This is a genomic window from Promicromonospora sp. CA-289599 (genome assembly GCF_050936155.1).
Classification (GTDB): domain Bacteria; phylum Actinomycetota; class Actinomycetes; order Actinomycetales; family Cellulomonadaceae; genus Promicromonospora.
On the sequence record NZ_JBNJNI010000001.1, the window covers coordinates 6,035,384 to 6,047,896 of the forward strand.

Here is a 12,513-nt window from a genome sequence, read left to right on the forward strand (position 1 = left end):
GGGCGGCGGGACCGCAGTCACGAGACAGGACTGATCACCGCCCACCCGTCAGCCGCGCCGCCGCGAGATCGTCCGCCCCAGCCAGACCAGGGGGTCGTACCTCCGGTCCGCGACGCGCTCCTTCATGGGGATCAGCGCGTTGTCGGTGATGTGGATGCCCTCCGGGCAGACGTCGGTGCAGCACTTCGTGATGTTGCACCGGCCGAGCCCGTGCTGCTCCTGCGCTGCGGGCACCCGGTCGGCGACGTCGAGCGGGTGCATCTCCAGCTCGGCGATCCGCATCAGGAAGCGCGGCCCGGCGAACGACTCCTTGTTCTCCTCGTGGTCGCGCACCACGTGGCAGGTGTCCTGGCACAGGAAGCACTCGATGCACTTGCGGAACTCCTGCGAGCGCCCGACGTCGACCTGCGCCATCCGGTACTCGCCCGGCCCCAGGTCGGCCGGTGGCGTGAACGACGGGATCTCACGCGCCTTCGCGTAGTTGAACGACACGTCGGTCACGAGGTCGCGGATCACCGGGAACGTCCGCATCGGCGTGATCGTCACGACGTCGTCGCGCTCGAACACCGACATCCGCGTCATGCACAGCAGGCGCGGCTTCCCGTTGATCTCCGCGGAGCACGACCCGCACTTGCCCGCCTTGCAGTTCCACCGCACCGCCAGGTCGGGTGTCTGCGTGGCCTGCAGCCGGTGCAGGACGTCGAGCACCACCTCGCCCTCGTTGACCTCCACCTCGAAGTCGGTCAGTGCGCCGCCGTCGGCGTCTCCCCGCCAGACCCGGAACGTCCCTGTGTAGCTCATGCGGTGCCTCCCATCGGATCTGGATCTGGATCTGCCGGCTGGCCGGGGTGCGCCGCCAGCTCGGCCGACGTGTAGTACTTCTGGAGCTCGGCGAGGTCGAACAGCGCGAGCAGGTCCTCACGCATGGGCACCCGTTCGGCGGGCTCGACGACGACGCGCGGGACCACCTCGCCGCCGTCGGCGCAGCGCGTCACGAGCACCCGGTGGCGCCACTCGGCGTCGAGCCCCGGATGGTCCTCACGGGTGTGCCCGCCGCGGCTCTCGGTGCGCAGCAGGGCCGACGCCGCCACCGCCTCGCTGACCATCAGCATGTTGCGCAGGTCGAGCGCGAGGTGCCATCCGGGGTTGTACTGCCGGTAGCCCTCGACGAACACCTGCCGTACCCGCGCGCGCAGCTCGCCGAGCCGCCGCTGCGCCTCGGCCACCTCGGACTCCGTACGGATAATCCCCACCAGGTCGTTCATCATCCGCTGGAGCTCGGCGTGCAGGGTGTAGGGGTTCTCTGCTTCCTGAGTCTCCGACGGCGGGGCGAACGGGGCGAGCGTCATCTCCGCCGCCGCGTCGATGTCGACCGCGCTGACGGCGGGCCGCCGCTCCAGACCGACGACGTAGTCGGCGGCGCCCAGCCCCGCGCGCCTGCCGAACACCAGCAGGTCCGAGAGCGAGTTACCGCCGAGCCGGTTGGAGCCGTGCATGCCGCCGGCGCACTCCCCCGCAGCGAACAGCCCCGGGACGCTCGACTGCCCGGTGTCGGGGTCGACCTGGATCCCGCCCATCACGTAGTGGCACGTCGGGCCGACCTCCATCGGCTCGGCGGTGATGTCGACGTCGGCCAGCTCCTTGAACTGGTGGTACATCGAGGGCAGACGCCGCTTGATCTCGTCGGCGGGCATACGGCTCGCGATGTCGAGGTAGACGCCGCCGTGCGGCGAGCCGCGCCCCTCCTTGACCTCTGTGTTGATCGCGCGGGCCACCTCGTCGCGCGGCAGCAGGTCGGGTGTACGGCGGTTCTTCTCCTGGTCGTCGTACCAGCGGTCCGCCTCGTCCTCGGTGTCGGCGTACTGGCCCTTGAAGACGTCGGGCACGTACTCGAACATGAACCGCTTGCCCTCGGAGTTCTTGAGCACCCCGCCGTCGCCGCGCACGCCCTCGGTCACGAGGATGCCCTTGACGCTGGGCGGCCAGACCATGCCCGTCGGATGGAACTGGACGAACTCCATGTCGATCAGGTTCGCACCGGCGCGGAGCGCGAGGGCGTGGCCGTCCCCCGTGTACTCCCACGAGTTCGACGTGACCTGGAACGACTTGCCGATGCCGCCCGTGGCGAGCACCACGGCGGGCGCCGAGAACACGACGAGCTGCCCCGACTCGCGCCAGTACCCGAGCGCCCCGGCGATCGCGCCGTCCTCTGTCAGCAGCTCCGTGACCGTGCACTCGGCGAACACGCGCAGCCGCGCCTCGTAGTCCCCGGTCTCCGCGAAGTCGTCCTGCTGGAGCGCGACGATGCGCTGCTGCATGGTGCGCAGCAGCTCCAGCCCGGTCCGGTCGCCGACGTGCGCGAGGCGCGGGTAGGTGTGCCCGCCGAAGTGGCGCTGACTGATCCGGCCGTCCTTGGTGCGGTCGAACAGCGCGCCGTAGGTCTCCAGCTCCCAGACCCGGTCGGGCGCCTCCTTGGCGTGCAGCTCCGCCATCCGCCAGTTGTTCAGGAACTTGCCGCCGCGCATGGTGTCGCGGAAGTGGACCTGCCAGGAGTCGTTCTCGTTGACGTTGCCCATGGCCGCGGCGCACCCGCCCTCGGCCATCACGGTGTGCGCCTTGCCGAACAGCGACTTGCAGACGATCGCCGTCCGCAGGCCGCGTTCCCGGGCCTCGATCGCGGCCCGCAGACCGGCGCCCCCGGCCCCGATGACGAGGACGTCGTACTCGAGCCGTTCGATCTCCGTCAAGACGGGACTCCTGTTCAGCTGGTTCGACTCGGCTAGCCGATGAGCCGCAGGTCGGTGATGGTCCCGCTCGCGACGAGCGCGACGTACAGGTCGGTCAGGATCAGGGAGGCGAGAGTGGTCCACGCGAACTGCGCGTGCCGCGTGTTGAGCGCGGACACCCACGTCCAGAGCCGGTACCGCACGGGATGCTTCGAGAAGTGCGTGAGGCGGCCGCCCATGATGTGCCGGCACGAGTGGCACGACGCCGTGTAGCACCACAGCAGCACCACGTTCACGAGCAGCACGAGGTTGCCCACGCCCACGACGAACCCGTCCGTCGGATGCCGGAACGCGACGAGCGCGTCGTAGGTGTTGATCACCGAGATAACCACCGCGACGTAGAAGAAGTACCGGTGGGCGTTCTGCAGGACCAGCGGGAAGCGGGTCTCGCCGTGGTAGGTCGCGTGCGGCTCCGGCACCGCGCACGCAGCGGGCGCCAGCGCGAACGACCGGTAGTACGCCTTGCGGTAGTAGTAGCAGGTCAGCCGGAACAGCAGCAGGAACGGCAGGCTCAGCGCCGCGTAAGGCAGCAGGGGGTGGTCCGGCAGGAACATGCCGAAGTGCGCCGAGCCCGGCTCCGACGCGCAGCCGAACGAGACGCAGGGCGAGTAGAACGGCGTCAGGTAGCGCTCGTCCGCGAAGAAGTACTGCTGCTGGAAGGCCCGCACGGTCGCGTACCCGACGAAGATCAGCAGGCCGACCGTGGTCGCCAGCGGCGGCAGCCACCACCGGTCGCTCCGCAGCGTGCGGGCCTCGATGGCGGCGCGGCCCGGGCTGTCCACACCGCGCGTGGTGGTCGTCACGAGCGGTCGCCGTGGTAGCCGCCGAGCCCCTCGTCGTCGGCGTCGCTGAACATCGTCTCGTCCAGTGGTGTGTCCGGCACGACGACGTGCTCCGGCACGCGCCCCGAGGTCCTCACCTGCCGCGGGGGCTCCGCCGACAGGAGCTCTGCCGCGTCGATCTCCAGCCGTTCGAGGTCGTTCACGAGCCGGCGTACCTCCGGCGCGTCGCCGAACGCGCTGCGCACCACGGCGACGCTCTGGCGCAGCTGCTCGATCGAACGGCGGAGCGTCGCGATCTCGGTGGTCGTCATCGGGCACCTCCGTTGGCGACGCGCCTCACGACGGTGTGAGGTGCGCCACCACAGACTCTGCCGTGAACGCCCCGGTTAGGCAAGGGCGGCGCGCGCGTGGACACCATCTCCGCACGTGAGAGGCTGGCGGGCATGTCCAACGCTGCCCGGCTCACCGCCCACGGCGCCGCGTCCACAGCACTGTCCCTGTGCAGCGACCGCAGGCTGCGCGAGCTCGTGGACGCCGCCACGCCCATCGGTTCCGGCATCGGCGGGAAGACGCTCCTGCTGGACGTCGAGGGCGTCCCGGTCTTCGTCAAGCAGGTGCGCCTCACCGAGCTCGAGCTCCGACCCGAGAACCTCCGCTCGACGGCGAACCTGTTCGAGCTGCCGGACTTCTGCCACTACGGTGTCGGCAGCATCGGCGGCCCGGGGTTCGGTGCCTGGCGGGAGCTGGCCGCGCAGATCATGACGACGAACTGGGTGATCGCGGGCGACCACGAGGGCTTCCCCCTGATGCACCACTGGCGAGTGCTGCCGGACCGCGGCGAGCCGCTCCCCGAGGAGCTGGCCGACGTCGATCACGCCGTCGACTACTGGGGCGGCGGGCCGGAGGTGCGGCGGCGGATAGAGGCCCTGCAGGAGTCCTCGGCGAGCCTCATGCTGTTCCTGGAGTACATCCCGCAGAACCTGCACGACTGGCTGGGCGTCCAGGTCGAGGCAGGCGGCGAGGCCGCCGAGCAGGCGTGCGCCATGGTGGAGGAGGAGCTGGACGCCGGGATCTCGTTCATGAACGCCCGCGGGCTGCTGCACTTCGACGCCCACTTCCAGAACATCCTGATCGACGGCGAGCGGCTCTACTTCGCCGACTACGGCCTCGCGATCTCGTCCGGCTTCGAGCTCAGCCAGGGTGAGGCCGCCTTCTTCGACGAGCACCGTGGCTACGACCGGAACCTCGCCCTCACGCACCTGGTGAACTGGCTGACCGTCGCCCTGTACGGCTACGGGCCAGAGCAGCGCAGGGAGTTCGTACGCTCCTGCGCCGAGGGCGTGACCCCGCAGGGAGCGCCTGCGGGCATCGCGGCACTCCTGGTCAAGCACGCGCCGCTCGCCGCGATCGTCGGGGACTTCTACCGCCAGTTCCAGCGGGTGAGCCGCGCGACGCCGTACCCGCTGGTCACGTAGAGCCGGATATTGCCCCGGCGACCGATCTGGTGTTAGGTAAGGCTTACCTGACCAAGCGGTGGTGCAGTGGGCCCGCGGCTGGCCGGGCGACCTGGAGGACTACGTGGCGAACTACGGCGACCCCGCCGACGAGCACAACGACGGCTGGGGGCTGCACATGCTCCTGGCGGGCGATGCCCACGACGCTCCCGAGCTCCAGAAGCTCCTCGCGCTCATGCCACGCTGCGCCTACGGCCAGGTGTACGTGGAGGTCGGCGCCACCGGTGGCCAGACCGACGTCGACCCGGCGGGCTGGGACATGCCGCCAGGGATGAGCCTCACCGTCCTGCGCCGCTCCCCCGGCTCGCCGCGCGCCCGGCGCGGCCGGCTCGACCTCGCGCCGGTCCACCTGCACCGGCCCGATCTCTGACCTCTGCCACGGCTGCCACGCCTCGGGTTGTGCCGTGGGACGATCGACTCCAGAACGACTGGTCGACCACGAGGAGGGTCCGTGCCCGACCCGCCGCCGGCTCACCACCGGCGGCCCCGTTGCGAGACGTCGTCCAGACCCCAGCGCACGGCCCGGACGGCGAATCCTCCGGCGGGGCCGCCCAGGACCCGGCTGAACCGGGTGCCCACGCCGAGCTCGTCACGGGCCCATTCAGGCAGCAGGGCCACGGCTCCCGCCGCGAGCAGGCGGTAGGGAGCGCGTGCCGGCCAGGGCAGCGGCGGCTCGCGCAGCAGGAACCTCGCCGTGTCGAGCGCCGCGGGCGTGGCCTCCAGCTCGCCGCGGTAGGACGCCAGGCGGTCGGCCAGCTCGGCCACCGTCTCCGGGACGTCCTTAGCGCCGAGGGCCCGCGCGACCCGGCCCGACTGCGCGACGTACTCGTCGGCCTCGGCCGGGTCGAGCGGCCGCACCCCGTAGCGCTGGTGGGCGGTCAGGAACGAGTCGGCCTCCGCGACGTGCACCCACGTGAGCAGGTGCGGGTCGCTCGCGCGGTACGTGCGGCCGTCCGGCGCCTTGCCCCGCACCCGTGCGTGGACGGCGCGCACGCGGTCGACCATCTCCTGGGCGTGCTCCGCCGTCGCGAAGGTCGTGTAGCCGAGGAACGTCGAGGTGCGCGCGAGGCGACCCCACGGGTCCCCGCGGTAGCCGGAGTGGCCGGCCACGCCCGCCATCGCGAGCGGGTGCAGCGACTGCAGCAGCAGCGCCCGCAGCCCGCCCACGAACGTCGCCGAGTCGCCGTGGACCAGCCGGATGGGGCTGTCGGGAGGAAACCAGCGCGGTCCGGGTGTGAGGTGGATCCGGTCCCGTGCCGCGTACCCGCCGGGCCCGGCGATCCGCATGAACAGCGCATCCCCCACCCGAGCACGCAGGCGTTCGACGGGGTTCGTGACAACCGACATACCGCCAGTATCCGCCCGCCCAGCGCGGAGGGGTCAGCCGACGCCGATATGCGGCATCCGGTCGAGCCGCTGCAGGATCACGCCCTCGCGCAGCGCCCAGGGGCAGATCTCGAGCTCGGTCAGGTCGAAGACGTCCATGCAGGCCTCCGCGACGAGCGCGCCGGGCACGATCTGGTGCGCCCGGCTCGGCGAGACCCCGGGCAGCCGGGCCAGGTCGTCGAGGCTCGTGCGCGTCAGCTCGTCGATCCGGTCACGTAACGCGTCGAGCGACAGCACCCGGCGCACGAGCGGGCCTTCGGCAGCCGGCGCCGCGCCGCAGATGCGCGCGAGCGAACGGAACGTCTTGGACGTCGCGGCGGCGCGGTCGGGCCGTCCGGCCCGCAGGAGCGTCCCCGCGTTCTGCGCCATCTCGGCGCGGAGGTCCCGGCGCAGGGCGCGCAGCGCGTCGGCGTCGGGCGCCACGCCGAAGTGGCTGCGGGCCAGGCGGGCCGCACCGAGCGGGAGCGACCACGCGGCGTCGGGGGCCTCGTCGGCGCCGCCCGCGATCTCGAGGGAGCCGCCGCCGATGTCGAACACGGCGAGCCGCCCGGCCGACCAGCCGAACCACCGGCGCACCGCCAGGAACGTCAGCCGGGCCTCGTCCTCGCCGCTCAGCACCTCGAGCCGCACCCCGGTGCGCTCGTGCACCGTCCTGAGCACCGTCTCCGAGTTCACCGCGTCGCGAACCGCCGACGTCGCGAACGCCAGCGTCTCGGCGCAGCCCCGGTCCTCCGCCAGGCGCACGGCCTGCGCGGTGAACTCCACGAGGGCCTCGACGCCCGCGGGGCTGACGGCGCCGTCGTCGTCCAGGTGCTCCGCGAGCCGCAGCGGCTGCTTGTACGAGGAGGCGGGAAGCGGCGCCGCGCCACCATGCGCGTCGACCACCAGCAGATGTCCTGTGTTGGACCCGATATCGAGGACGCCCAGACGCATGGAGCAGACGCTACCCCGGCCGGGTGACACGGAGCGGCGCGATCCGCACCAGTGAGATCACACCTGCCCCATAGTATGTAGAGAATTTACCTCGCCGACACCAAGGGACCTACCTGGTCGGCCTACGGTCCGGTCATGCGGCAACTGCTCGGGCGCCCAGCGCGGCCCGCCTTCCTGGCCTTCTCCCTCGTCCTCACACTCCTTGCGCTGACCCTGACCCAGGTCAGCGCCTCGGCGCCCGGCCATGCGGCCACTCCGCTCACGGTCGCGCAGGCGACGGCTACCCAGAACGGCTCGACGGCGACCGTCCGGGGATACGTCGTCGGGCAGCCGACCGCCACGAGCACCGTGGTCACGAGCGACTTCCCCAACGACTACGCACTGGCACTCGCCGATGCACCCGGCGAGACCAGCACCGCGCGGATGATCTACGTCCAGATCCCCACCGCCTCCCGCTCGGGCTACGGCCTGGCGTCCAACCCCGGCCTGATGGGCCGGCAGCTCGACGTCACCGGCGCCCTCTCGGCCTACTTCACGCACGCCGGGCTCCGGAACGGCACCGCGTTCACGGTCGTGGGCTCCGACGGGGGCGGCGGCACGCCGACGGACCCCGCCGGCTACTACGATCCCGCGGACGGCCGGACCGGGACCGCGCTGCGTTCCGCCCTGCACGGCATCATCGACGACCACACCGGGGTCAGCTACGCGACCGTGTGGACGGCGCTGCGCGAGACCGACGAGGACCCGAACAACCCGAACAACGTCATCGAGCTCTACTCGGGCACGTCGATCTCGAAGACCAGCAACGGCGGCGACCCCGACGACTGGAACCGCGAGCACACCTGGGCGCAGAGCCACGGCGGCTTCGGTACCGCGACCGGTCCCGGCACGGACCTGCATCACCTGCGGCCCACCGACGTCACCGTGAACTCCACCCGCGGCAACAAGGACTTCGACAACGGCGGGTCGGCCGTCCACCAGTGCCCGGACTGCTTCACCGACGCCAACTCGTTCGAGCCGGCCGACAACGTCAAGGGCGACGTCGCCCGCATGCTCTTCTACATGGCCGTGCGGTACGAGGGCGATGACGGCTGGCCCGACCTCGAGCTGAACGACTCGACCTCGAACGGGTCGGTGCCGTTGCACGGGAAGATCTCGGTGCTGCTGGCGTGGCACGCGGCCGACCCGGTCTCGGCGTCGGAGCGCCGGCGCAACGAGATCATCTACACCGACTGGCAGGGCAACCGGAACCCGTTCATCGACCGCCCGGAGTGGGCAGAACAGATCTGGTGAAGGCATGCCTGGGCACGCCGGCGGTTCAGTTCGTGTGCGGCCGAGGTGGATGCGCCCAGGCGAGGTCCGGTCGGGACCGTCGCTGCCGCCTGGGACCGGGCTGGTCGCGTCGCCCTGGTGGGCGGTAGGCGATCACGCCAGGGCGGCGGCCGGTATGGCAGCCGATCGAGTAGCGGCTGCGCGGGATGCGTCCGGGCCTGGGACCTGTCATGCCGACGGCCGGCGTCCACGCCGGTGTCGCGTCAGCGGGCGGGGCCGGTGGGGTCGGCGCCGACGTGGCCGTCGCTGTAGTGTCCGCTCCCGAAGAGATCGGTGCAGGCGGTGCGGGCGCCACGGAGACAGACGTGTGCCCCGTCGGTGTAACCGTCTCGACCGCGTGCCGGCCGTCGACCTCGGTGACCTTCTGCCTCCAACCCGGCGCCTGCTTCGCATGATTGCAGCGCGCGCACAGACCCTGACCGTTGCCCAGGCTGGTCGCACCACCCTCCGCGTGCGGCACCACATGGTCGAGGTGTCGTATCGGTGCGTCGCACCACGACGAACCACAGATCCCCTGCCCTCGCGCCCGCAACAGCGTGGCCAGACCCTGCGGATGGAATCGCGACGTCGACGTCGTCGCCAGCAGCCGACCGTGGGGATCGACATAGATCGCGCGCAACCACGCCGCGTCCGCGTCGATCCCGTGCGCGACCAGGTTCCGTACGATGGGACCCGGGACGGTGCCCACGCCGGCGGGAGCGCCCTCGATCACCACGGCAGGTTCGTCACCCTCGGTGAGCAGCGTCTGGTCGGAGACCAGCAGGTTGATCGTGACGGGCACCTCGTCGGCCTTGCCCGGCTCACGGCCGGCGACTCGCTCGATCAGGGTGTCAGCCATGATCTGCCCTGCGCCCCGCTCGTCGCCGGCCGCCTTCGCCGCATCGGCATGAGCCTTGAGCTGCGCGTACGCCTGAACACCCTGCGCCATCGGCACCAGAGCCGTCAGATAGACCATCAGATCCGGCGCCGGCCGCACCGAGACCCGCCGCTCCGAGACAGCCTTCGCGTTCCGCTTCACACAGGCATGCACGTCGAGCTCGCCCGCCAGCTCCTTGACCTGCGCGATCAGCCGCCGGGTACCCGTCCGGGCAAGTACGGCCAGGTTCGCAGGCCCGCAGATCCGCTCGTCGATCTGCGCCCGGTGCTCCACCGAGAGGTGGGCGGTCTCGCGCACCATGAGCGTCGCGCGCCACTGCGAGAGCACACCGGTGCGCAGCGCGTCGAAGGTGTACGGCATATCAGTGATCCACACCCGAGCCGTGCCCAGGAACGCTCCTCCCGCATGCGGACTGAGCCGCATCGCCGGACCCACCTGGTTCGGCACACCACGACCCCGCCGCTCCGCCCGGATGCCCTGCCGCTCCTCGTCCGCCTTGGTGGCCTCCTCCAGCGCGACCGCCAGCCGACCTTGGGTCGCCGTCACCGTGTTCTTCACGGCCTCCAGCTCACCGAGCAGGTCCACCCACTCCGCCTGCGCCTCCTTCGAGACGGACGACGCCGTGTCGGTACCGCCTGGCAGGATCATGCCGGCCAGCACCTCACGCAGCGCCCGAACATCTGCCGCACGCAGCACCGGCCCGCGGGGCTGATCGCCCGCTCCAGGTGCACCTCCAGCTGATGTCATGCCATCAACATATGGCACACCCGTTCGCACCGCTCGCCCAACGAGGCCCCGTACGCCACCAGCAGAACCCACACGCCCGAGTGCGGCCATGTCCCCGAAGAGCCGTCAGTCGACGCAGAACTTTGTTGCCGTCGATGTCCTGCAGCTGGGCGAGGAGCCGCACCCCGGCTTCGACCACGTCCAGATCGACAACTCGGCAGCCGCCCGGGACGCCGCCCGTCACCCGCTGGCCACCGGGCGGGAGAGCTCAGGCCGCCGGCGCCGCGACGCTCGTGTCCAGCCGGAGCGCCGCGACGAGCTCACGGTAGAGCTCGTCCCGTTCGAGCAGCTCGGCGTGCCGGCCGATCGCTCGCACGTGGCCGCGTTCGAGCAGCACTATCTGGTCGGCGTCGATCACCGTCGAGATCCGGTGCGCGATGGTCACCACGGCGCCGGTGCTCGCGACCTCCCGGATCGCCCCGGCGAGTGCGGCCTCGGTCAGGCCGTCGAGCTGTGCGGTCGCCTCGTCGAGCAGCAGGATGTCCGGCCGGGCGACGAGCGCCCGCGCCACCGCAACCCGTTGCCGCTCGCCGCCGGAGAGCTGCGAGGCGCTGACCTCGGTGTCGAGACCGTCCGGCAGCGCCGCCACGCGCTGACTCAGCCGCAGGGCGTCGACGGCGGCCCGGATCTCGGCGTCGGTGGCGTCCGGGGCGGCGTACGCGAGGTTCTCGCGCAGCGTTCCGGGCACTATCGGGGTGTCCTGCTCGACGTACGCGATCCGGGAGCGGATCTCGTCGGTGGTCAGCTCCGCGTACGGCAGGCCGTCGAGCTCGACGCGCCCCTCGTCCGGGGCGAGGAACCGGAGCAGGAGCGACATGATCGTCGTCTTGCCGGCGCCCGACGGCCCGACGATCGCGGTGTGCCCGCGCCGGGGGACGTCCAGGGTCACGCCCTCGAGCGCGGGGGCGGCCGCGGCGTCCGAGCCGGCGTAGCGGTACGTGACCTCGTGCAGCCGCAGCACCGGAGGCGCGGCGCCGTCGGCCGGTCCGACCCGGCCGAGACGCGGGGCGCCATCGGCGGAGGCGACGTCGTCGGTCTCCAGCTCCATCTCCTCGACGTCCGCGATCCGCGCGGCGGCCGCGAGCCCGGACTGCAGCGACGTCAGCGACATCGTCAGGAGCATCACCGGCATCATCAGCTGGAACACGTACAGCAGGAAGGCCACGAGCGTGCTCACGGTGATCGCGTCGGTGGAGACCCGCCACGCGCCGACGCCGAGCAGCAGCATCACCGCCAGGTTGACCGCGACGCCGGTGATCGTCCACGACACGTTCTCGAGCTTGACCGCGCGGATGCCGCTGCGGGCCGAGGCCTCCGCATGGCTGGAGACCCGGTCGGTCTCGCGCGACTCCGCGCGGGCGGACTTCACGGTCCGCAGGGCGCGGACCACACCCTCGAGGCGTCCACCGAGCGCCCCCACGTGCTCCTGCGCCTCCTGCTGGGCCTTGGACAGCCGCGGCATGAGCGCCACGACGCTGATCCCGGCGAGGATCAGCACGACGACCGTCACGCCGAGCAGCACCGCGTCCAGGTAGGCCATGAGCACTATCGCGCCGACGAGGCCGATGATCCCGTTGACGAAGTTGACCACGCTGGACGTCGTCGCCTCGCGGATGAGCAGCGTGTCCGAGGTGACGCGGGTGACGAGCTCGCCGGGCGCGCGGGACGTGACCTCGGGGACCCGGGCGTGGAGCAGATGACGGACCAGGCCGGTGCGGGCCGCGAGGATGATCCGCTCGGCGAGGGTGCCGAGCATGATGCCCTGGACCAGCCCCATGACGGTTCCGGCCACGAGCAGGACGCCGAGGATCGTGATCGGGGTGCGCAGGGAGGCGGACGCCTCCAGGCCGTCCAGGACCGACTTGGTGACGAGCGGCGTCACCAGCTCGGCGGCGGTACCCAGCACGCCGAGGACCAGGGCGACGACGAGCACCGCCTTGTGCGGGCGCGCATACGCCCAGAGGATGCGCGCCTTGTCCTTGGTGGTCCGATCCTTGGCGGTCCGACCCTTCGTCGCGCGTTCGGTAGTCCCGCCGTCTGGCACGTCACCACTCCATCTGCTCGGTTCATCTGGTCGGTACGGATCGGCTTGCACATCCGCGACCCATCGTGCGACA

11 protein-coding genes are annotated in these 12,513 nt (G+C 71.4%); 3 read left to right on the top strand and 8 right to left on the bottom strand.

The window, feature by feature from the left end:
* Positions 1-48: 48 nt before the first annotated feature.
* The 4 genes from ACQEVI_RS26905 to ACQEVI_RS26920 are packed head-to-tail and all read right to left on the bottom strand — an operon-like array spanning position 49 to position 3,879.
* Positions 49-801 (bottom strand): succinate dehydrogenase/fumarate reductase iron-sulfur subunit, encoded by a 753-nt coding sequence (locus tag ACQEVI_RS26905; RefSeq protein ID WP_432905410.1) that lies wholly within the window; start codon positions 799-801, stop codon positions 49-51.
* The gene (locus ACQEVI_RS26910) at positions 798-2,747 is read right to left on the bottom strand and encodes a fumarate reductase/succinate dehydrogenase flavoprotein subunit (RefSeq protein ID WP_432905412.1); all 1,950 of its coding nucleotides are present in this window, start codon (positions 2,745-2,747) and stop codon (positions 798-800) included. Before ACQEVI_RS26910 ends, ACQEVI_RS26905 begins: the two co-directional genes overlap by 4 nt.
* Before the next feature lie 32 nt (positions 2,748-2,779).
* Positions 2,780-3,589, bottom strand: a complete 810-nt coding sequence (locus tag ACQEVI_RS26915; protein WP_432905415.1) for a hypothetical protein — start codon at positions 3,587-3,589, stop codon at positions 2,780-2,782.
* On the bottom strand, positions 3,586-3,879 hold the full coding sequence (locus ACQEVI_RS26920) for a hypothetical protein (RefSeq protein WP_432905417.1): 294 nt from the start codon (positions 3,877-3,879) through the stop codon (positions 3,586-3,588). The genes ACQEVI_RS26915 and ACQEVI_RS26920 overlap by 4 nt, the downstream gene beginning before the upstream one ends.
* Positions 3,880-4,011: 132 nt before the next feature.
* Here ACQEVI_RS26920 and ACQEVI_RS26925 point away from each other — a divergent pair, with 132 nt between their 5' ends.
* A complete protein-coding gene (locus tag ACQEVI_RS26925) occupies positions 4,012-5,043 on the top strand; it encodes a protein kinase family protein (RefSeq protein ID WP_432905419.1) in 1,032 nt (343 codons plus the stop codon).
* Positions 5,044-5,104: 61 nt separating this feature from the next.
* Positions 5,105-5,452, top strand: a complete 348-nt coding sequence (locus tag ACQEVI_RS26930) for a hypothetical protein (RefSeq protein WP_432905422.1) — start codon at positions 5,105-5,107, stop codon at positions 5,450-5,452.
* Between the two features lie 101 nt (positions 5,453-5,553).
* On the opposite strand, the gene ACQEVI_RS26935 is transcribed toward ACQEVI_RS26930, so the two are convergent.
* Positions 5,554-6,429, bottom strand: coding sequence for an oxygenase MpaB family protein (locus tag ACQEVI_RS26935; RefSeq protein WP_432905425.1), 876 nt, complete (start codon positions 6,427-6,429; stop codon positions 5,554-5,556).
* 33 nt (positions 6,430-6,462) lie between these two features.
* Positions 6,463-7,401, bottom strand: coding sequence for a Ppx/GppA phosphatase family protein (locus ACQEVI_RS26940; protein WP_432905427.1), 939 nt, complete (start codon positions 7,399-7,401; stop codon positions 6,463-6,465).
* 135 nt (positions 7,402-7,536) lie between these two features.
* On the opposite strand from ACQEVI_RS26940, the gene ACQEVI_RS26945 reads away from it, so the two are divergent.
* Positions 7,537-8,694, top strand: a complete 1,158-nt coding sequence (locus ACQEVI_RS26945; RefSeq protein WP_432905429.1) for an endonuclease — start codon at positions 7,537-7,539, stop codon at positions 8,692-8,694.
* Between the two features lie 25 nt (positions 8,695-8,719).
* Here the strand turns inward: ACQEVI_RS26945 and ACQEVI_RS26950 are convergent, their stop codons facing one another.
* Positions 8,720-10,258: an HNH endonuclease gene (locus ACQEVI_RS26950; RefSeq protein WP_432906146.1), complete on the bottom strand. Its 1,539-nt coding sequence runs from the start codon at positions 10,256-10,258 to the stop codon at positions 8,720-8,722.
* A gap of 346 nt (positions 10,259-10,604) precedes the next feature.
* On the bottom strand, positions 10,605-12,440 hold the full coding sequence (locus tag ACQEVI_RS26955) for an ABC transporter ATP-binding protein (RefSeq protein ID WP_432905431.1): 1,836 nt from the start codon (positions 12,438-12,440) through the stop codon (positions 10,605-10,607).
* Between the last annotated feature and the right edge of the window lie 73 nt (positions 12,441-12,513).

Coding starts and splice junctions, on each gene's coding strand:
- ACQEVI_RS26950 (WP_432906146.1), bottom strand. CDS start 10,258: ATGATCCTGCCAGGCGGTACCGACACGGCGTCGTCCGTCTCGAAGGAG.
- ACQEVI_RS26905 (WP_432905410.1), bottom strand. CDS start 801: ATGAGCTACACAGGGACGTTCCGGGTCTGGCGGGGAGACGCCGACGGC.
- ACQEVI_RS26925 (WP_432905419.1), top strand. CDS start 4,012: ATGTCCAACGCTGCCCGGCTCACCGCCCACGGCGCCGCGTCCACAGCA.
- ACQEVI_RS26920 (WP_432905417.1), bottom strand. CDS start 3,879: ATGACGACCACCGAGATCGCGACGCTCCGCCGTTCGATCGAGCAGCTG.
- ACQEVI_RS26940 (WP_432905427.1), bottom strand. CDS start 7,401: ATGCGTCTGGGCGTCCTCGATATCGGGTCCAACACAGGACATCTGCTG.
- ACQEVI_RS26945 (WP_432905429.1), top strand. CDS start 7,537: ATGCGGCAACTGCTCGGGCGCCCAGCGCGGCCCGCCTTCCTGGCCTTC.
- ACQEVI_RS26935 (WP_432905425.1), bottom strand. CDS start 6,429: ATGTCGGTTGTCACGAACCCCGTCGAACGCCTGCGTGCTCGGGTGGGG.